At 64.9% G+C, this 20,871-nt stretch carries 11 protein-coding genes; all 11 read right to left on the bottom strand.

From position 1 onward, the window contains the following. Positions 1–51: 51 nt before the first annotated feature. Entirely contained in the window at positions 52–2,004 is a 1,953-nt protein-coding gene (locus FG94_RS00825; RefSeq protein ID WP_036205874.1) for a rhamnogalacturonan lyase B N-terminal domain-containing protein, read from the bottom strand. 165 nt (positions 2,005–2,169) lie between these two features. After that, positions 2,170–4,308, bottom strand: coding sequence for a S46 family peptidase (locus FG94_RS00820; RefSeq protein WP_036205873.1), 2,139 nt, complete (start codon positions 4,306–4,308; stop codon positions 2,170–2,172). Positions 4,309–4,395: 87 nt separating this feature from the next. Continuing rightward, positions 4,396–5,787 (bottom strand): efflux transporter outer membrane subunit, encoded by a 1,392-nt coding sequence (locus tag FG94_RS00815; protein ID WP_229445801.1) that lies wholly within the window; start codon positions 5,785–5,787, stop codon positions 4,396–4,398. Positions 5,788–5,812: 25 nt separating this feature from the next. Then, positions 5,813–9,073: an efflux RND transporter permease subunit gene (locus FG94_RS00810; RefSeq protein ID WP_036205871.1), complete on the bottom strand. Its 3,261-nt coding sequence runs from the start codon at positions 9,071–9,073 to the stop codon at positions 5,813–5,815. Beyond that, a complete protein-coding gene (locus FG94_RS00805) occupies positions 9,070–12,168 on the bottom strand; it encodes an efflux RND transporter permease subunit (RefSeq protein WP_036205869.1) in 3,099 nt (1,032 codons plus the stop codon). The genes FG94_RS00810 and FG94_RS00805 overlap by 4 nt, the downstream gene beginning before the upstream one ends. Positions 12,169–12,232: 64 nt before the next feature. Further along, on the bottom strand, positions 12,233–13,582 hold the full coding sequence (locus FG94_RS00800) for an efflux RND transporter periplasmic adaptor subunit (RefSeq protein ID WP_036205866.1): 1,350 nt from the start codon (positions 13,580–13,582) through the stop codon (positions 12,233–12,235). 262 nt (positions 13,583–13,844) lie between these two features. Further along, entirely contained in the window at positions 13,845–15,701 is a 1,857-nt protein-coding gene (sppA, locus tag FG94_RS00795; protein WP_036205865.1) for a signal peptide peptidase SppA, read from the bottom strand. Between the two features lie 44 nt (positions 15,702–15,745). After that, the gene (locus tag FG94_RS00790) at positions 15,746–17,215 is read right to left on the bottom strand and encodes a sodium:solute symporter (protein ID WP_036205863.1); all 1,470 of its coding nucleotides are present in this window, start codon (positions 17,213–17,215) and stop codon (positions 15,746–15,748) included. Between the two features lie 123 nt (positions 17,216–17,338). Then, a complete protein-coding gene (locus FG94_RS00785) occupies positions 17,339–17,605 on the bottom strand; it encodes a PAAR domain-containing protein (protein ID WP_036205861.1) in 267 nt (88 codons plus the stop codon). A 3-nt stretch (positions 17,606–17,608) separates the two neighbouring features. Continuing rightward, a complete protein-coding gene (locus FG94_RS27005; protein ID WP_267872322.1) occupies positions 17,609–18,988 on the bottom strand; it encodes a T6SS immunity protein Tli4 family protein in 1,380 nt (459 codons plus the stop codon). A gap of 92 nt (positions 18,989–19,080) precedes the next feature. Beyond that, entirely contained in the window at positions 19,081–20,850 is a 1,770-nt protein-coding gene (locus tag FG94_RS00775; RefSeq protein ID WP_051995932.1) for a triacylglycerol lipase, read from the bottom strand. Positions 20,851–20,871: the final 21 nt, after the last annotated feature.

The following is a 20,871-nucleotide window of genomic DNA, read 5'->3' as shown; positions in this document are numbered from 1 at the left end:
TTGTGGTGGAGTGCTCTCCCGTAGCGCGGGAGAGCCTCTGCTTGCGTGTGCTTAGTTGATCTTGACCAGGTCCATGGCGTCGAAGGAGACGGCCGGGGTCAGCCAGCTCGATGCGCTGGTGGACCCGCTGACGACCCAGATCTTGAGCGTGTTCTGGCCGGCGACCAGCGCGCTGGCCGGAATCGTGTAGTCGTAGGTGATATTGCGCGCGCGGTAGGTGCCGACCGTCATGGTGCGGGTCGATGGCTGGCCCGGCGGGAACAGGTCGCCGGACTGCGAGCCGACGAAAGGCGAGGTCCAGCTGTTCACATTGATCTGCGGGCGGCCGCCCGCCTGCGCGGCGGTGATGCCGATCCTGAAGCGGTAGGTCGACGTGGCCGAGATCTGGCTCGCCTTCAGGGCGAAGCTGATCGTGACCGGACCGTTCGGCGCGGTATTCAAGCCCTTCCACTGGAAGGCCGGCATGTGCAGGCCGGGCGTCGAGGTGCCGACACGGTAGGGATCGGCGCTGCTCGCCGTGGCGAACCATGGGCTCATGCGCACGTCGGACGGGTGCATGATGGTGATCTTGTCGCCATTCAGGAATTCCCGCGGCGTGCCGTCCCACTCGCCGATGCGGAACAGCGCCTGCGTCAGGCTCGGGTCCCCTTTCGCGATGTGCCATTTGCCGCGCGGGTCGTCGTTGTTCACCAGCGGGTCGGCGGCGATCGTCAGCGCCGGCACGATATTGGTGGTGCCTGCCGTGACCTTGACCGTCGACGTGGCGACCGCCAGTTCGTTCTTGTAGACGGTCATGGTGTAGGCGCCGGGGAGCATGCCGTTGGCCTGGGTATTGCCGTCGTGGCTGGCGGCATCGGCCCAGTATTGCGCGGTGGCGTTGGCGAAACCGACGGTGTACGGGAAGGCCGGGTTGCGGCCGTAGATGGCCGGCACGAACACGTTGCCGCGCGCCGTCGGCGGCACGTAACCGAGCAGGTTCATCTTCGAGAACCATGCGGTATCGACGCTGCCTGGCGCCGCGCCGTTGTTGAACACCATGGTGTAGGCGTTCAGGCGGTTGAAACGGAAGGCTTCGGTCTGGCCCTCGCCGTAGTTGACGATGTAGGTGATCTCGTTGTTGGTGCTGGTGATCTGGTTGAGCAGGCTGCGGTAGAACGGACCGCCGGAGCCGCCTTCGTTGTTGTCGCGGACGATCCACACGCCGACGTTCGGACCGGTGCCGCCGATATGGGTCCAGTCCTTCAGGCGCATGTTGGAGTAGTGCTTGGAGCGCGTCTCGCCCGCATTCGCGCCGCTGTTGATGCCGAAGATGTCGCCCGACTCGATGGCGCCGGTAGTGCCGCGCAGATCGTCGGGCCAGGATGGCGGGCGGTTCGGATCGGCATTCGTCACCAGGCCGCCGGGCGTGCCGGCCGGCGTGCCGCTGGGCAGCGCGGCGATGCGCAGGCGCGCAATGAAACGCACCAGCGCCTGGCCGGTCGGCTCGGCAGTGAAGTGGGTGCCCATGTAGATCCTGGGGTCGCCCTTCCTCACCAGGTAGTAATGGGTCAGGACCCCGGTCGCGCCGCCGAGCGTCTTGACCGTCACCTTGATGTAGTCGCTGGCCGCGGTGGTCGCGCTCTGGCCGGCAGCCGGCACCGTCACCGGCACGGCATTGCCGTTGGCGTCGACCACTTCGGCCTTGACCTCGACCCCGGTCTGGTCCGTATAAATCCAGTCGTAGCCGCTGTTGACCTGGGTGCCGCGGCCCGCATCCTGGAATTCGACGCCGTTATAGACGATGCTGGACAGGTCGCCGGGAGAGGTGGTGCTGGTATCGTTCGGGTGGCCGCGCACCTTGAATACCAGGCCGGCGCCGGTATCGATGGTGTAGCTGACGATCCGGTCGCTGGCGTCCTTGGTCGTGGTGACGCCGAATGCGGCCTGGGCTTGCATCGATGCGCCAGCCAGCATCGTGAATAGTGCGCAGCCTTGCAGCAAGGCTTTCAAGCTTGGTGTTCTCATGCTGTCTCCAATGATGTTGTTGTAATTGCATTTTTAGTATTGGATGTAAAGACCTTGCAGGTCAATCGTCTGGTCGAGACAAGCGGAAATACTCACTTCCGTGAGCAGAATACGAAAACCGCGGCGGGATCGCTCCGGCCGCGGTTTCAGGAAGACGTGCTGCGCTTACTTCTTCGGATACTTGATCGTCATTTCCTTCAGCAGGTTGTCGGCCCGGTCGACTTCCTTCATCACCCACAGCATGTAGCGAATGTCGACGTGGATCGCACGCGTGATCGCGGTATCGAAGTACCAGTCCTTGGTGATCGATTCATAGGTCGAATCGAAGTTCAGGCCCACCAGTTCGCCGCGCTTGTTCATCACGGCCGAACCCGAGTTGCCGCCCGTGGTATCGGCGCTCGACAGGAAGTTCACCGGCACGGTGCCCAGCACCGGGTCCTTGAACACGCCGTAGCGCTTGGCCTTGATCGCATCCAGCAGCGGCGCAGGGGCGATGAACGGATCCTTGTTGGTGGCTTTCTCGACGATGCCTTCCACCGTCGTGAACGGACCCTTCACCAGGCCGTCGCGCGGGGCGTAGGGCGCCACGGTGCCGTAGGTCACGCGCAGGGTCGAGTTGGCGTCCGGGTAGACCGGCTTGCCTTGCGACTTCTTCCAGGCGATGACGGCCGCCATGTACTGCGGGATCACGCGTTCGAGATTGCCGTCGATCTCGTTGCGGCGGTTTTCCAGCGCCATGCCGGTCTCGTGCAGGCGCACGGCCAGCTGGATGAAGGGGTCGTTCGACTTGCGGAAGGCGTCCGCATCCTTGCCGATCCAGGCCAGGCGCTTGGCGGTGTCGGCCAGCTCGGTCGCCTTGTACATCGCGTTCAGCGCGTTCGGCGCCGGCAGCAGCCCGTCCAGGCCCTGCGGGTGCATCTTCGCATCGATGCGGGCATAGCGCGCCAGCGCGGCGCCCCAGCGGGCTTCGTCGACCTGAGGCACGAAGGATTGCTCGAGGCGGGTCAGGCGCGCCTTGATGAAGGACAGGTCGCGCTCTTGGTAGCCCGATTCGCGCTGCGCGTCCGGCTTCTGGCGCTCCAGCGCCAGGCGGTACAGGGTGCGCGCGCTCTTGAGCAGGTCGCTGTGCGTCGCTTCGGCCCAGGCGGCTTCTTGGCGCGAGGCCGCCATGTCCTGGGCGATCACGCCATCGAGTTCGCCCAGCAGGCCCTTCGCGCCCTTGCCATTCTGCTTGTGCCAGGCGCGGAACTCGGCATCCTGCACGTCCTTGATCGCGGCGATGTCCTTGCGCGCGAAGCCGTCCAGCAGGCCTTGCGTCTTCTTGAGCACGTTGTTCAGGCTCTTGGCCACGCTCGCGTAGCGCACGTCCCAGGCCGGGTTGCCCATGGTGGCGGCCGAGATCACCGAGAGGTCGGCGGTGATTGCACCCACCTTGGCGGGGAAGTCGACGTCGCGCGCGAAGCGGATCTCGCTCGGCAGCTTGTAGCGGCTGGTGCGGCCCGGATAGCCCGCCAGCAGGATCGGATCGCCGTTCTTCAGGCCTTCCGCGGAGACCACCAGGAAGTCCTTCGACTTGTAGGGCACGTTGTCGGGCGACGGGTCGGCCGGGCGGCCGTCCTTGCCGACGTAGGCGCGCAGGAAAGCGTAGTCGCCGGTCTGGCGCGGCCATTCGTAGTTGTCGATGTCGCCGCCGAAGTTGCCGATGCGGTCGGACGGCGCGTACACCAGGCGCACGTCGCGGATCATCAGCTGCTTGATGCGGTAGTACTCGAGGCCGCGGTGGAAGGCCGGCACCGAGCAGCGCACCGACTTGTCGGTCTCGCACTCCGCCACCAGTGCCTTGATGCGCGACTCCACCAGCTCGTGGCGATCGCGGCCCGACATGGTCGGGCTCAATCCCTTGAGCACGCGGTCGGTGACGTTCTCGACCTTCTCGGTCACGTACACCAGGGTGTTCGGGCCGCCCGGCAGTTCATCGGCGCGGGTCTTGGCCAGGAAGCCGCCCACGATGTAATTCTTCTCGGGGGTGGAATTGCGCTGGACCGCGCCGTAGGCGCAGTGGTGGTTGGTGACCACCAGGCCATCCGGCGACACGAACGAGGCCGAGCAGCCGCCGAGCGAGACGATGGCGCTCATCGGATGCTTGCTCAGGTCGGCCAGTTTCTCGGCCGGGATGGTGATCCCGATACGCTTGAGTTCGGATTTGAGTTGCGGCAGCTGGTGCGGTTGCCATTGGCCTTCATCGGCGAGCGCGAGGTTTGCGGCGCCGATCAAGGCAACAGGCAGGACGAACGATTTGAACAAGGTAGACCCCAGATGAATAAAAAGCACCCGGCAGTATAACTTTGTTATATATGCATGAGGTCGTTTTTTGGCGTAATGACGGGCAGTTCAGCCCTGCTCCTGCCCCGCGCGCCAGCCGCCGCCCAGCGCCTGGATCAGCGCCACCGCCGCCGCCTGGCGGTCGGCCTGCACCTGCACCAGCTGGCGGCGCGCACTCAGGGCGGTGGCCTGCGCCTGCACCACTTCCGAATAGCTCACCTGCCCCGCGCGGTAGCGGTTCAGGATCTGCTGCTCGACCTTGTCGGCGGCTTCGGAAGCCACCCGGGTCAGCTCCTGCTGCTGCTCCAGGATGCGGGTCGCGCTGAGCTGGTTCTCCACGTCGGCGAAGGCCGTGAGCACCGTCTGGCGATAACGCGCGACGGTCGCCTGGTGGCGCGCCTCGGCCCCCGCCACGCTGGCGCGGGTGGCGCCGGCGTTGAAGATCGCCTGCGCCGCCGACAGCCCGAAGGACCAGGCGGCATTCGATGCCGAGAACAGGTCCGACACGCTGCTGCCGCCGGTGCCGAGCGAAGCCGACAGGCCGATGTTCGGGAAGTAGGCCGAGCGCGCGATGCCGATCTCCGCATTCGCGGCGGCCACGTCGCGCTCGGCGGCGGCGATGTCGGGGCGGCGCTGCAGCAGCAGCGAAGGCACGCCCACCGGCACCGCCGGCACCGTCACCCGCCATTCGGGCAGCGGCGCGAGCGTGAACTCGCTCGGCGCCTTGCCGACCAGCACCGCGATCGCGTGCTCGAACTGGGCGCGCTGGCGCTTCAGGCTCAATTCGTCGTTGCGGGCATTGGCCAGCTGGGTCTGGGCCTGCAGCACGTCGGTGCGGGCAACGATGCCGACATTGAAGCGGTTGGTCGTGATCTGCAGCTCGCGCTCGTAGCCGGCGATGGTGCGCGCCAGCAGGCTGCGCTGGGCGTCGAGGGCGCGCACGGCAAAATAATTCGCCGCCAGCTCGCCCTGGGCCGACAGGCGCGCGCTGGCCAGGTCGGCAGCCGTGGCCTCGGCACTGGCCTGGGCGCTGGTGACGCCGGCCCGCAGGCGGCCCCACACGTCTGGCTCCCAGCTGCCGCCCAGGTTCAGCCGATAGGCATTGTCCGCGCCCTGCCCGCGCACGCCGGCGCGGTCGCCGGACAGGCTCAGGTTCACGGTCGGGAACAGGGACGCGCGCTGCTGCGCCACCAGCGCACGCGCCTGCGCATAGTTGGCAACCGCCACCGCCACGTTCTGGTTCGAGACCTCGATGGCACCCGCCAGCTCGTTCAGCACCGGATCGTCGAACAGCTGCCACCAGGGGCCGCGTTCGAGCGCATCGGCGGGCGCCGCCGGCACCCAGCCCTGGGCTTCCTTGAAGGCCACCGGTTCCGGCGTCGTGGGGCGCTGGTAGGCGGGGCCGACGGCACAGCCGCCGGCGATGCCGGCAGCCAGGGCGACGAGGGAAAGGCGGTACATGGCGTGGGTTCTCATCATGGATTCGTTATTTTGCTGGGATCGGCTGATCGAGGTCGGCATGGCGGGTCAGCTCATGCTCGTTCGGCTTCCTGGTGCGCAGCTTGTCGAGCAGGACGTAGACGACCGGCGTGGTGAGCAGGGTCAGGAGCTGGCTGGCGACCAGGCCGCCGATGATGGCGATGCCGAGCGGGCGGCGCAGCTCCGAGCCTTCGCCGAAACCGATCGCCAGCGGCAGCGCGCCCAAGGCAGCGGCCAGGGTGGTCATCAGGATCGGGCGGAAGCGCAGGATGCAGGCTTCGCGCACCGCCTCCGCCGCGGAGAGGCCGCGCGCACGCTCGGCCTCGAGGGCGAAGTCGATGATCAGGATGGCGTTCTTCTTGACGATGCCGATCAGGAGGAAGACCCCGATCAGGGCAATGATCGAGAACTCCATCCGGAACAGCAGCAGGGCCAGCACCGCGCCCACGCCCGCCGAAGGCAGCGTGGACAGCACCGTCACCGGGTGCACCAGGCTTTCGTACAGGATGCCGAGCACGATGTAGATCACGACGATCGCCGCCAGGATCAGCATCGGCTGCTCCTTGCTGGATTCCTGGGCAGCGCGCGCCGTGCCCTGGAAGCTGCCACGCACGTTGGACGGCATGGCGATGTCCGCTTCGGCCTGCTTCACCGCGGCCTGGCCGTCCTCGAGATTGAAGCCTTGCGCCAGGTTGAACGAGACGGTGGTCGACAGTTCGCCGTCCTGGTGGTTGACCGAGGTCGGGGTCGAGCTTTCGGCGTAGCTGGCGATCGCGCTCAGGGGCACCATGGTGGTGGCGCCGGTGGACAGTGCCGCGCCGCTGGACGGGTCGCGTGCGGCGGTCAGGTTGGTGGACGAAGCGGCCGTGCCGGACGTGGACTGCGTGCCGGTGGCGGTCCCACCGCCGCCGCCGCGCGCCGGCACGTAGACGTCGCGCAGGGCTTCCGGCGACTGGGCATAGCGCTGGGCCACGCCCATGATCACGCGGTACTGGTTCAGCTCGTCGTAGATGTTGGCGACCTGGCGCTGGCCGAAATTGTTGTACAGCGCATTGTTGACGTCGCGCGTGCCGATGCCCAGGCGCGCCGCCGTGTCCTTGTCGATGGTGACGAAGGTCTCGACGCCGTTCTCGGCCTGGTCGGTGTCGACGTCGACCAGCGCCGGCTGGCGCTTCATCGATTCGGCCAGGCGCGTGGCCCATTGCTTCAGGTCGGCCGCGTTGTCGCTCTTGAGCGTGTACTGGTAGGTCGAGTTGCTGGAACGCCCGCCCATGCGCAGGTCCTGCACCGGATTGAGGAAGATCGACACGCCGGTGACGCGCGCCAGCTTCGGGCGCAGGCGCGCGATGACGGCCTGTCCGGTATCGCCTTTCGCGCGCTCGTCGATGGGTTTCAGGTTGATGAACATGAACCCGCCGCCCGCGCGCCCGCCGCCGGTGAAGGCAACCACGGTGTCGACCGCCGGATCGCGCCGGATGATGTCCACCAGCTGGCGCAGCTTGCCCTGCATGGCCTGGAAGGAGATGCTCTGGTCGGCGCGAATGCCGCCGTTGAGCTGGCCGGTGTCCTGCTGCGGGAAGAAACCCTTCGGCGCCGCCGCGAACAGGTAGACGTTCAGGCCGACCACGAAAGCGAGGATGATCATCACCAGCAGCTTGCTGTCGAGCGCCCAGTCGAGCGCGTGCCGGTAGACCCGTAGCGTGCGGTCGAAGCCGCGCTCGGACCAGCGCGCGAGAAGCCCGGGCTTCTTGTCCTTGTCTTCCTTGCGCAGCAGCCAGGCGCACATCATCGGCGTCGTGGTCAGCGAGATCACCAGCGAGATCATCACCGCGGCCGACAGGGTCACGGCAAATTCGCGGAACAAACGGCCCACCTGCCCGCCCATGAACAGCAGCGGAATGAACACCGCCACCAGCGACAGCGAGATCGACAGCACGGTGAAGCCCACTTCGCGCGCGCCCAGCAGCGCCGCCTTCATGCGGTCCATGCCGGCCTCGATGTGGCGCGCCGTGTTCTCCAGCACCACGATGGCGTCGTCGACCACGAAGCCGGTGGCCACCGTCAGCGCCATCAGGGACAGGTTGTTCAGGCTGAAGCCCAGCATGTACATGACGCCGAAGGTACCCAGCAGCGATACCACGGTGGCCACCGCCGGGATGATGGTGGCGCGCAGGCTGCGCAGGAACACGCTCACCACCAGCACCACCAGCAGGATCGACAGCACCAGGGTGAACTCGATCTCGTGCAGCGAGGAACGGATCGAATTGGTGCGGTCCGAGGCCACCTGCAGGCTGACGTCTCCCGGCAACTGGGCCTGCAGGGTCGGCAGCAGCGCGCGCACGCCGTCCACGGTCTCGATGACGTTGGCGTCCGGCTGGCGCGTCACCAGCACGATGACCGCCGGCTGGCCGTTGAACAGGCCGAGCGTGTTGACGTTCTCGACGCCGTCGATGACCTCGGCCACGTCGCGCAGGCGGATCGCCGCGCCGTCGCGCCAGGCGACCACCAGGTCGCGGTAGTCGGCCGCCTGCGGCCTGCCCTGGCCGGGGGTGCTCCCCTCCTTGCCGGCCGGCTGCGAATAGATCTGGAAGCGGTTCCCCGCACCTTCGATCGCGCCTTTCGGGCGGTTGGCATTGGTGGCCTGGATCGCGGCGCGCACGTCCTCGCTCGACAGGCCGTATTTGTTCAGCGCATAGGGCAGCAACTCGACGCGCACCGCCGGCAGCGAGCCGCCGCCAATCTCGACCTCGCCCACGCCCTTCACCTGCGCCAGGCGCTGCTGCACCAGGTTCGATACCGATTCGTAGATCTGGCCCGGCGAACGGGTCTTCGAGGTGAGCGCCAGGATGATCACCGGCGCGTCGGAGGGGTTGGCCTTGCGGTAGGTCGGGTTGCTGCGCAGCGTGGCCGGCAGGTCGGCCCGGGAGGCGTTGATCGCGGCCTGCACTTCGCGCGCGGCCGAGTCGATCTTGCGGTTCAGGTCGAACTGCAGGCTGACCCGGGTCGAGCCATTGTTGCTGCTCGAGGTCATCTCGTTGACCCCGGCGATCACGCCCAGCCTGCGCTCCAGCGGCGTGGCCACGCTCGAGGCCATGGTCTCGGGGCTGGCGCCGGGCAGCGAGGCCGACACCGAGATGGTCGGGTAGTCGACCTGCGGCAGCGGCGAGACCGGCAGCACGAAGAAGGCGGCGATGCCGGCCAGCGCCAGGCCGATCGTCAGCAGGACGGTCGCGATCGGGCGTTCGACGAAGGGCCGCGACAGGTTCATGCGCCGATCCTCTCTGGCTTGTTCGGCGCCCTTCCGGTGCGGCGTTGCGCCAGGCGGTCGAAGGCCAGGTAGATCACCGGCGTGGTGAACAGCGTCAGCAGCTGGCTGACGATCAGGCCGCCGAAGATGGCCAGGCCCAGCGGGCGGCGCAGCTCGGCGCCCTCGCCCGTGCCCAGCATCAGCGGGACGGCGGCGAACAGCGCGGCCAGCGTGGTCATGATGATCGGACGGAAGCGCAGCAGCGCGGCCTGGCGGATCGCCTCCAGCGGCGCCTTGCCCTCGTCGCGCTCGGCCTCGATGGCGAAGTCGATCATCATGATCGCGTTCTTCTTGACGATGCCGATCAGGAGGATGATGCCGATGATGCCGATCACCCCGAGCCCCTGCCCGGTCACCCACAAGGCCAGCAGCGCGCCCACGCCGGCCGACGGCAGGGTCGACAGGATGGTCAGCGGATGCACGTAGCTCTCGTACAGCACGCCCAGCACGATGTAGACGCAGACCACGGCCGCCAGGATCAGCCACAGCTGGTTCGACAGCGAGGCCTGGTAGGCGCCGGATGCGCCGAGGAAGGTCATGCTGACCGCGTTCGGCATCTTGATTTCTTCCGCCGCCTTGTGGATCGCATTCACCGCAGTGCCCAGCTTGACGCCTTCGGCGGTATCGAAGCCGACGGTGGCGGCCGGGTACTGGGCCACGTGGGTGATCTGGAGCGGCGCCTCGGCCTCGCGGATGGTGGCTACCGCCGACAGCGGGGTCGGCTGGCCCGAGCTGGTGCGCAGCTGCAGGCGGTTCAAGCTTGCCAGCGACATCGCCTCGTCCTGCTGGGCCTCGAGGATCACCCGGTACTGGTTGGTTTCGGTGAAGATGGTCGAGACGATGCGCTGCCCGAAGGCGCTGTAGAGCGCGTCGTCGATCGAGGCCGCCGTGATGCCCAGGCGCGAGGCGGTGTCGCGGTCGATGTCGATGTAGGCGGCGCTGCCGACGGCGCCGGCGTCGGTGGTGGCGTTGCGCACTTCCTTCTTGGTGGCCATCTGGGCGACCAGCTTGCGTGCCCATTCGTTCACGGTGGCGCTGTCGGCGCCCTCGATCGACAGGCGGTACTGGGTCGGGCCGCTTTCGGCGTCGATGGTCAGGTCCTGGGTCGGCTGCAGGTACAGGGTGACGCCGGCCACACCGGCCACCCGGCTGCGCAGCCGGTTCATGATCGCTTCCTGGTCGCCGCGTTCCTCGTCCTTCAGGTTGATCAGCATGGTGCCGGTGTTGAGCATCGTGTTGTTGGCCGCGTCCACGCCCACGTAGGAGCTGAGCGAGGCGACCGCCGGGTCCTTCAGCACTTCGGCGGCGGCAAGCTGCTGGAGCCTGGCCATCTCGGCATAGGAGATCGACTGGCGCGCCTGCAGGCGTGCCTGCAGCTGGCCGGTGTCCTGGGTCGGGAACAGGCCTTTCGGAATGACCACCCACAGCAGCGCGGTCAGCACCAGGGTGGCCAGGGCCACCAGCAGGGTCAGGCCCTGGCGCGCCAGCACCCAGCCCAGCGCCACGTCGTAGCGCCCGATCACGCGGTCGAAGAAGGCCTGGGACTTTTGCGCGAAGCGGCCCGGGCGCTCTTCTTCATGGCTCTTGAGCCAGCGCGCCGACATCATCGGCACCAGCGTGAGCGAGACCACCATCGAGATCAGGATGGTCACGCCGAGGGTCACCGCGAACTCGCGGAACAGGCGGCCGACCACGTCGCCCATGAACAGCAGCGGAATCAGCACCGCGATCAGGGACACGGTCAGCGAAATGATGGTGAAGCCGATCTGGGTCGCCCCCTTGACCGCCGCCGCCATCGGCTTCTCGCCCTCTTCGATGTAGCGCGCGATGTTCTCGATCATGACGATCGCATCGTCGACCACGAAGCCGGTGGCGATCGTCAGCGCCATCAGGGACAGGTTGTTCAGGCTGTAGCCCATCAGGTACATGACGCCGAAGCTGCCGACCAGCGAGATCGGCACCGCCAGGCTGGCAATCACGGTGGCGCGCAGGCTGTGCAGGAATGCGAAGATCACCAGCACCACCAGCACCACGGCCAGCAGCAGTTCCATCTGCACGTGCTCGACCGAGGAGCGGATGCCGGCGGTGCGGTCGCTCAGCACGTCCATGCGCACCGCGGCCGGCAGCCCGGCCTGCAGCTCGGGCAGGCGCTCCTTGATGCCGTCCACGGTGGCGATCACGTTGGCGCCGGGCTGGCGCTGCACGTTCAGGATGATCGCGGGCTTCATGTTGGCCCAGGCGCCGATGCGCACGTTCTCGGCGCTGTCGACCACGCGCGCCACTTCTTTCAGGCGCACCGGGGCGCCATTGCGGTAGGCGACGATCAGGTTCTGGTAGTCCTCGACCGCCAGCAGCTGGTCGTTGGCGTTGATCGCGTAGGAACGCGTGGGGCCGTCGAAATTGCCCTTGGCGCTATTCGCGTTGGCCGCCGTGATGGCGGAGCGCAGGGTGTCCAGGCCCAGGCCGTAGGAAGCCAGCGCCTCGGTATCGGCCTGGATCCGGACGGCCGGACGCTGGCCGCCCGACAGGGTCACCAGGCCGACGCCCGAAACCTGGCTGATCTTCAGCGCCAGGCGCGTGTTGACCAGGTTCTGGACCTCGGTGAGCGGCAGCGTGTCGGAGGTAATCGCCAGGGTCAGCACCGGCGCGTCGGCCGGGTTCACCTTGGCGTAGACCGGCGGCGCCGGCAGGTCGGCCGGCAGCAGCGAGCCGCCGGCGTTGATGGCGGCCTGCACCTCCTGCTCGGCCACGTCCAGGGTCTGGCCGAGGCCGAACTGCAGCGTGATCACGGACACTCCGGCCGCGCTGGTGGAACTCATGCGCGTCAGGCCCGACATCTGGCCGAACTGGCGCTCCAGCGGCGCGGTGACCGTACGCGCCATGACTTCGGGACTCGCGCCCGGGTACAGGGTCTGCACCTGGATGGTCGGGAAGTCCACCTGCGGCAGCGCCGACAGCGGCAGGAAGCGGTAGCCGACCAGGCCGGCCAGCACGATTGCCAGCATCAGCAAGGCCGTCGCGACCGGCCTACGAATAAATGGCGCCGATGGACTCATTAGTTAGCCTCAATTCCGTCGCCCCGGCGCAGGCCGGGGCCCAAGTTCGCTTGCACAGCCAGGCTCATTGTTGTGTCCCTTGACGCTGACGACGTCCCTCGCCCTGCACTTGCTGTCCTCCGGCACCACCACGCGCTCCCTGCGGCCGGTCGCCCGGCAGCGTTACCTTGGCCCCATCGCGCAAGCGATCCGCGCCTTCGGTAATCACCTGCTCGCCCACCTTCAGGCCGGTCTTGATCTGCACCTTGTCCACGGTCGCCTGCCCGCGCGTCACCGCGCGCTGCGACACCGTCTTGTCCTGGGCATTGAGCACGAACACGAAGTCGCCGTTGGCCCCATGGCGCAGCGCCGTCACCGGCACCACCACGGCATCGTCGATCATGTCCAGCTGCAAGCGCAGGTTGACGAACTGGCTGGGGAACAGCTTGTTGTCGCTGTTCGCGAAGCGCGCCTTGGCGCGCACGGTGCCGGTCTGCACGTCGACCTGGTTGTCGAGCGCGATGAAGCTGCCCGTGGCCAGGGTATCGGTGCGGGTGCGGTCCAGCGCGGTGGCGGGCAGCTTGGCGCCTTGCGCAATGCGTCCCTGCAGCGCCGGCACCTGGTCCTGCGGCACGGTGAATTCGACGTCGATCGGCGACAGCTGGGTGATCACCGCCACGCCGTTCGCATCGCCCGTGTTGACCAGGTTGCCGATATCGACCGTGCGCAGGCCCACCCGGCCGGAGATCGGCGCCTTGACCTGGGTGTAACCGACATTGAGCTGGGCGATGCCTTCGGCCGCGCGGTCGGTCATGACCGTGCCCTCGAGCTGCTTGACCAGCGCCGCCTGGGTGTCGACCTCCTGGCGGGCGATCGATTCCTGCTCCAGCAGGGTGCGGTAGCGGCCGAGCAGCAGGCGTGCGTTCTCGAGCTGGGCCTCGTCGCGCTGGCGCTGGCCGCGCGCCTGCAGCAGCGCCATCTCGAAGGGGCGCGGATCGATCGTGGCCAGCACCTGGCCGGCCTTGACCGTCTGCCCTTCGGTGAACAGGATCTTCTGCACCACGCCCGAGACCTGCGGCCGCACGGTGGCGGTGGCCGCCGGCACCACGGTACCGAGGGCGTCGATCAGGATCGGGATGTCGGCCTGTTCGGCGGTCGCAACGCCCACCGTGGTCGCTGGCCCGCCGCGCCCGCCCCGGCCGCCGCCGGCGCCCGGACCGCCGCCACCGCCGGGCCCGCGTGCGCCAGCCGCCCCCGGCGGACCGCCCGCGCCCTCGCCCGCCGGACGGTGGGTCAGGTACCACGCCAGCGCCGCCAGGCCGGCCATCGCGAGCACTGCGATGACGGTCCCGATCAGGCGCTTGCGGCGCCTGGCCTCGGGAGACGGGGGTGGTGGGCTCGTGAGGGCGGACTTGGGGGACTGGTTCGAATCCATGCTCAACCTTGTTCTTATGGGCGGAATGTTATTCAGATAACGTTGTGCCCAAAAGATTAGCATGGCGCACTGCCCTGATATGTTTCGTAACGTACATTGCGCGCACGATGCTGTTACATGAGCGGGACGCTTCTTTACATCGATTTACACCGATGGCCGCCAAATCCGCGGAGTAAACGGGAAACGGGTGCGGAATCGCTTCCGCACCCGTCTTTTTGCCGTAGCACTCAGTTACAAACTGGCTACAAATCCGACGTCCCGGTCATGGCGTTCCGCACAGGCAGTGGGTCACCGCGGCGAAGGGCTTGCGGCCGTCGGCGACGTCCTTCAGGAAGGCCATGTCCTGCGCCACCTGGGCCACGGGGCCGGCTGGCAGCGCCGCTTCCATCAGGCCGAGCTTGACCTGGATGTTGACGGCTTGCGCGGTCGAGGCGCCCATCATGTTCAGGAAGCGCTCGATGCGGCTGACCGGCCGCTCGATGTAGGCGACCCGGTAATCCTCGCCCAGCTTGGCGCGCTTGGCGGCCGAGGCCAGCGCATCGCGGTAGCCGCCCAGGCGGTCGACCAGGCCGCGTTCCTTGGCCTGGGCGCCGGTCCAGACCCGGCCCTGCCCCACTTCGTCGATCTTCGCCGGGGTGGTCTTGCGCGCGTTCGCCGCCTTGGTGGTGAACTCGCTGTACACGTGATTGATGCTGCTCTGGACCAGCGAGCTGAAACGCGGATCGATCGGGCGCAGCGGGTTGTAGGCATCGGCCAGCCAGGTGGTCGTGACGCCGGCGGTATGGATCCCCAGCTTGTCGCTGATCTTCTCGGCCGTCGGCAGGATGGTGAACACGCCGATCGAGCCGGTGATGGTGGCCGGGTCGGCGATGACTTCGTCGGCCGCCATCGAGATCCAGTAGCCGCCGGAAGCGGCCACGCTGCCCATCGACACGACTACCGGCTTGCCGGCGGCGCGCGTCAGTTCCAGCTCGCGCCGGATCAGCTCCGATCCATAGGCGCTGCCGCCTGGCGAATCGACGCGCAGCACCACGGCCTTGACCTGTTCGTCCTCGCGCGCCTGGCGGATCAGGTTGGCGGTGGTGACGCCGCCCACCACGCCGGGTCCGCTGGTGCCCTCGGTGATGTTGCCGGAGGCGGTGATCACGCCCACCGCATCGCCGAAGGGCCGGGTTTCGTGACGCGCCAGGTAATCGTGGTAGCCGATTTGGCGGAAGGATTTGATGCTCTCGTCCCAGGCGCCGCGCTTGGCCAGCATGGCGCGGATCTCGTCGCGGGTCTTGAGGCCGTCCACCAGCTTGGCGCCCAGCGCCACCTGCGCCGCGCTGCCGCCTGCCGCTTCCATCTGCTGCGGCAGCGTCTCGATCCACCTGGCTACGCTGCCCGCGGGGAGCTTGCGGTTCTTCTCGACCTGGGCCGTGTAGTCCTGCCACAGGGCGTTGTACAGGAAGCTGTCGGCTTCCTGGGCCGCTTCCGACGGGCCGTTGGCGATATAGGGTTCGGCGAAGCTTTTGTAGGTGCCGACCTTGATCAGGTTGACGGTCACGCCCAGCTTGTCGAGCGCGTCGCGGTAGTAGTTGCGGCGACCGCCGAAGCCTTCGATCAGCACCATGCCCATCGGGTGCACGTAGACTTCGTCCGCGTGCGAGGCGATCAGGTAGCGCTTCTGGTCATAAGTGCCGCCCCAGGCCACCACCTTCTTGCCGGCAGCCTTGACGCGGTCGAGCGCGGCGCCGACCTCGCGCAGCTGGGCCAGGCCGCCGCCATTCATCTGGTCGAGCAGCAGCACCACGGTGCCGATGTGCTTGTCCTTTGCCGCGGCATCGAGCACGCGCAGCAAGTCGCGCAGGCGCACGCTGCGCTTGCTGTCGCCGCCGATGGAATCGAGCACCGTGTCCTCCAGGCTCGACTGGTACTGCTCGACCAGGTCGCCCTTCAGCTCCAGCACCAGGGCGGTCTTCTCGCCGATCGGCTTGACGCCGCCCGAGGTCATGATCGAGATGACGATGATCACGAACAGCAGGAACAGCAGGTTCATGAAGGTGCGGCGCGATACGTCGACCGCGTGCCACAGCATGCCGAAGGCGCGGCGCAGCGCACTCAGGGGTTTGAAAGCCATCGAAACTCCGTCTTCAGTCTATATGAAAGGCGCAGGCCGTCTTGTTAGACGGTGACTGCGGCCGTCCCGGCCTCTTCCTTGTGGGAGATGGCGAACAGGCCGGCAAACACGAGTATGCCATTTACCATGAGCAATTCCAGCCCAAGGCGGTAGGAACCGAGCACGTGTTCCTGATTGTACTCAAGGAGAGCGCAGAGAATCGGCGCGCCAATCGTAATGTACGGCACCAGGCGGTCGGTCAGCGTGCGGCGCGTGAGCATGCCGAAGGCGAACAGCCCCAGCAGCGGACCGTAGGTATACGCCGCCAGCTTCAGGATCACCCCGATCATGCTCGGGTTGTCGGCCGCCTTGAAGCCCAGCACCAGGAGCAGGAACAGCGCAGCAAAGCCCAGGTGCACGCGGCGGCGCAGGCTTTCCTTGGCCGCTTCCGTCATGTCGGTACGGCGCTTGATGCCCAGCAGGTCGATGCAGGTCGACGAGGTCAGCGCCGTGATCGCGCCGTCGGCGCTGGGGAACAGGGCCGAGATCAGCGCGATCAGGAACACGACCTGCAGCGCCGCCGGCAGGTGGCCCATCACCACGGCCGGGAAGATCTTGTCGCCGCTTGCCGTGACGCCCGCGATCGGCGCGTACAGGTACAGCAGGCCGCCCAGGAACAGGAAGGAGAGCAGCACCACGACCAGCACCGCAGTCAGGGTCAGCATGTTCTTCTGCGAGTCCTTCAGGGTCTTGACCGAGATCGTCTTCTGCATCATTTCCTGGTCCATGCCGGTCATCGTGATCGTGATCAGGGCGCCGGCGATGATCTGCTTGAGCCAGAAGTTGGGGCTGTCCAGGTCGTGCGTGAAGATCTTCGCCAAACCTTGCGACTGCATCTGGTTCAGGCTTTCCGGCACCGACATGTTCAGTTCGCCCAGCAGGATCCACACGCATGCGAACAGGCCGAACAGCATGGCGCTGGTCTGCAGGGTGTCGGTCCAGACAATGGTCTTGACGCCGCCCTTGTAGGTATACAGCAGGATCATGCCCAGCACGACGAGGGTGCTGAGCCAGAACGGCACGCCGAGGCTGTCGAGGATGATCGCCTGCAGGATATTTACGACCAGGTACAGCCGCGCGGTGGCGCCGAGCAGGCGCGACACGATGAAGAAGCCCGCACCGCTCTGGTAAGCGCGCCGGCCGAGGCGGACGTCGAGGTAGTGGTAGATCGAGGTCAGCTGCAGGCGGTAGTACAGCGGCAACAGCACGTAAGCCACGGCGATGTAGCCGATCACGTAGCCGATCACGATCTGGGCATAGCCGAAGCCGTCGACGCCGACCGCGCCCGGCACGCTCACGAAAGTCACGCCGGACAGCGTGGTGCCGACCATGCCGAAGGCGACCAGCATCCAGTTGCTGCTCTTGTTACCGATGAAGAAGCTGTCGTTGTTGGCGTTGCGGGAGGTGGCCCAGGCCACCGCGAGCAGGAGCGCGAAGTAGCCGATCAGGATTGCGAAAAGGAGTGCCGGGGACATGGAATTCCAGTGGGGTTATCGTTTCGCCCAGCAATATACACCTAAGCGATGCCACCGGGAATGCAGCAAGCTTGCCCTGCCATGCCTGCGGGTTATGCCCCGACAAAAACCTCTGACGACCCGCTACTCTTCACAAAAATTTCCGACAGTTGCAATCAAGGTGGCACCACAAGTCGTTTTATGCCCCTCGTAGGCGACCGCGATGTCGTCGATGACGTGGCGCCCCTCGCCTTCGGCGATCTTGCAGTTGTCATGTCCCTTGATGGGACAACTGCAGACGTCGCCCACGCGGGCCACCGGTTTGCCATCCACCGTGAAATGCTCTGCGCTTACGCTCACGACCTTGCCGCCATGGGATGTCGGGTCACCGAGACGAATGACGTTGCGCATCGCTCAGCCATGTTCTTTGGGCGGGGCCGCATCGGCCTGGATACCACCAGGATCGTCCGTCATCGTCGTCTCACTCCTGGGAGCGAGCTGTGCGATGGACGGAGGCTGCGGCGTTGATTTGGCGAGAGCGGGCTTGTCATCATAATCGACTAGCTTCCACATCGTCGCCAACTGATAGGAAGGTATTGCTCCCGTGAGCCTTTGCCAGAGAGACGGCGCGCCACTCACTGTCACACGCGGCATTGTTTCGCCGGCCTTGATATACCTGCGCCGGCTGTTTTCCGTGCCGGACGGTTCGCTGGACTCCCACATCCCCGTCTGTGGGCAGCTGCGGCCCGTGGCGGCGAGCTCGCCCAGCGGAAGGCGCGGCTGCGTGTCGGTGTCAGCAGTTTTCACCGCCGCAGCACCGGTCGGACGCACGCGGATGGTGCTCGTAATCTTGTCCCATACCGCGATGGCTTCTTCGTCGGTCAGGCTGGGTTTCGTGGCGCCGGCGGCGTTGTTGGCAACACCGGTTTGCATACGGATGTCCACGTAAGGTTTCAATGGATCATACGGTACGCCCTGGAAATCCATACCAAAATCATGAATTCCGTGAACGCCTGCTTGGTCTGGCGAGCGCGACAGGGCTTCGAAGCCGTCGACCCAGTCGTGAATCTCGCGGGCTCCCCTACGAAAGTATTTAGTTTTCAGGCGTGGATGACTGGGATTTTCGACTTTCAAATTTTTCTCGAGCCGCTCAAGTTGCCATTTTAGCGAATTGCTTTCGTTTTTGTGCGGGTTGGCGGGGCGAACAAAAATAGAGACATGCGTATCAGGGAATTCGTTTAGGCGGAACCCAATGCGGACAAGTTCAGCAAGGTGCTCTCTTTCGGCACCTAGCTCATCGGGGAGAAAGGCATATTCAATACAATTGCCGGGCTCGTTGGGTATTTCGTTCTCGGCACGTAGTCGTAGTCGACGAGCAATACTCTTGATCAGTGCTATATCTTTGTCTTTACTACTCTTAAATGAATAAGTATCGAAGATAACGCCGTCATTGTTCAGCTTAAAGTACCCATTGATCTTGAGCCTATTAATCGCTTCAAAACCGTCATAGCCCGTAACGATCTTTCCCTCAGGCTGGGCTATATCGTCAACTGATAGCAATAATGGCACGTCGTCATGGTTGATTGCCTTTTCACTTTTTAGTTTTTCAATAAAATCTTGCTCTAGCACCTTTACTTTGCTAACGCCGTTGGGGTAGATGGTGGCAGATATCGGCACACTTGCCTTCCCCCAGGCCACCGTAGCTGATTGCGGCACATCGACCATGAACCGTCCAAAGCAAATAGTCTTGGACTTTTCGAACACGGATTGTAGGCGGGGCGTGAGTGGTGTCATAGTCGGTGTCTTCCTTTCCTTTGCATTCTGGTCGCATGCGGCCAGAATTAGGACCGCTGCGGCGAGTGGCGCGAAAAACCGAGGTTTGTTTGTTAGACGCATGATCGTTCCTCTACAGATCTCCAAGTCGCCTTCTGAGCGATTCGTACAATGCTGTACAGTGTCGCAGCGATCGCTCGGGGATCTTTGTAACTCGACTGATGTTCGTAACCGGTTTGACGGAAAATAGCTTTAAACGCACCACTGAGTAACTGGTAATCGGCAGACCTCGCTGGCACGGTTTGGTCCCCAGGCGTCGAAGGTGGGAGAATGGTCGCGTGTACTGGCTTAGGTATTCGGTCGACAAAGGGGTGAAGTGCTTTGTTAGGGATGATCGGATCCCAACGAACAAGCTGCACTGTACCCTGCTTAGTGTCGGTAATAATGGGCCAATCCTTCCAGCCCGCTGGGTCAGCGCAGTTCTTGTCGATAGTCCATATGACTTCTCCGAAACTATGCCTTGCACGGTCGGCGCCATAATGAGCATAGCTGTTGGAATGAAACGTCTTCGAAATTCGTCTATGAAAAATCATGGCTTCGTCAAGAAACTCGCAGGCCCGCTCAAATGTCCCGCCGCCATCTTGCGGAGGAAGTCCAGAAGGATTAATCCACTCTTCCAGGAAAAGCGAATACCACTTTCCGCGAATCTTGTAGATCTCATTGTACGGATCACCCTGCTTCGGCCAGACCTCCAGATCGCGTCCATTGTGTGTTACGCGTAGCCAGCCATTCCCGTATGAATCGCTAGGCAACAATTGCAGTGCGCCGGGTGAGTTCGCTAGAACCGCCGTCACCTCGTCGCCAAAGTTGCCGGCCACTTTAGCCCCAATGCTTTCAACCGGATTTTCCATCATGCCAGGGTCCTCGAATCCCGCTCGCATACGCTTATAAGCCGCTGGAGCGCCGACGGCTGGCATCACGCCGTGGACAATGCCGAGTATTTTGTCTTGCAGGTTGCCAAACTGCGGGTGAATCAATGCCCGCCCAACGAGGCCTCCCATAGAATGGGTAACAATGATTACCTGATTGCATTCGTAGCCCGATTTGTTAAGATCATCGATCGTTTGATTGATGCGCTTGGCAATGATTTTGGCGCTATCTCCATTAGACTGCAGCCAGTTATAACCAAACGCATAAACAGCGAACCAGCAGCCAGTGGCAACCTTCTTGAGTTCGTCCTCAGTTAGCGCCTTCTGAGGCAGACTCGGATCAGCACTCCACACCTGAGGGTCGACGCCAACGACATCACGCCACTCGGGACGAATCTTCCCCTCGAAGAAGGTACTGTTGAGGCGTGATTCAAGATGCTGCAATAGTTCGCCATAGCTCTTGAAAAAAACCTCACCCCACCCGCGCGCACGCGCCTTTTGCACCGCGCTGCGCCGGTTCTTGACGATGATGGGATCATCCACCAGCAATGGCGAACGAAATCCCTTATCAATCTCGACGTTGCTGTGCCGTCCGTCGCCACTAACCTCAGGCGGGCCAGATGGATCGTAAATGTCGACTGTGGTTTGCAGCGGGTCAAGGCGCAGCTGCCGTTCCGCGGGCGACTCGGTCGCGGCGTCGGTGATGTTCGTCGGGCCAAGGACGTCTGGCCGCCAAGCGATGCTGTCACTCCTGCGCATTTCCTGTTGCCGAGCCGCGCTCATGCGCAGATTCGACCCCATGATCCCGGGCAGGAAAATGATCGGCAAGACCCGCCGGGGCAGCATGCGCGCGCACTGCGGCGCCTTGTCCTGCTTCGGTGTCGCAAAGCCCTCGGCCTTGCGCGCTGCGCCAACATGTTGTTGCGCCGGCAAGGGACGTTCTGCGGTAGTCATCGTTTGCCCCTCCTTGAGGCG

It is taken from the genome of Massilia sp. LC238 (genome assembly GCF_000735635.1).
Taxonomy (GTDB): domain Bacteria; phylum Pseudomonadota; class Gammaproteobacteria; order Burkholderiales; family Burkholderiaceae_D; genus Telluria; species Telluria varians.
This window is presented reverse-complemented; position numbering and strand designations above follow the sequence as displayed.

Coding starts and splice junctions, on each gene's coding strand:
- FG94_RS00815 (WP_229445801.1), bottom strand. CDS start 5,787: ATGTACCGCCTTTCCCTCGTCGCCCTGGCTGCCGGCATCGCCGGCGGC.
- FG94_RS00810 (WP_036205871.1), bottom strand. CDS start 9,073: ATGAACCTGTCGCGGCCCTTCGTCGAACGCCCGATCGCGACCGTCCTG.
- FG94_RS00805 (WP_036205869.1), bottom strand. CDS start 12,168: ATGAGTCCATCGGCGCCATTTATTCGTAGGCCGGTCGCGACGGCCTTG.
- FG94_RS00790 (WP_036205863.1), bottom strand. CDS start 17,215: ATGTCCCCGGCACTCCTTTTCGCAATCCTGATCGGCTACTTCGCGCTC.
- FG94_RS00800 (WP_036205866.1), bottom strand. CDS start 13,582: ATGGATTCGAACCAGTCCCCCAAGTCCGCCCTCACGAGCCCACCACCC.
- sppA (WP_036205865.1), bottom strand. CDS start 15,701: ATGGCTTTCAAACCCCTGAGTGCGCTGCGCCGCGCCTTCGGCATGCTG.
- FG94_RS00775 (WP_051995932.1), bottom strand. CDS start 20,850: ATGACTACCGCAGAACGTCCCTTGCCGGCGCAACAACATGTTGGCGCA.
- FG94_RS00785 (WP_036205861.1), bottom strand. CDS start 17,605: ATGCGCAACGTCATTCGTCTCGGTGACCCGACATCCCATGGCGGCAAG.
- FG94_RS00825 (WP_036205874.1), bottom strand. CDS start 2,004: ATGAGAACACCAAGCTTGAAAGCCTTGCTGCAAGGCTGCGCACTATTC.
- FG94_RS27005 (WP_267872322.1), bottom strand. CDS start 18,988: ATGACACCACTCACGCCCCGCCTACAATCCGTGTTCGAAAAGTCCAAG.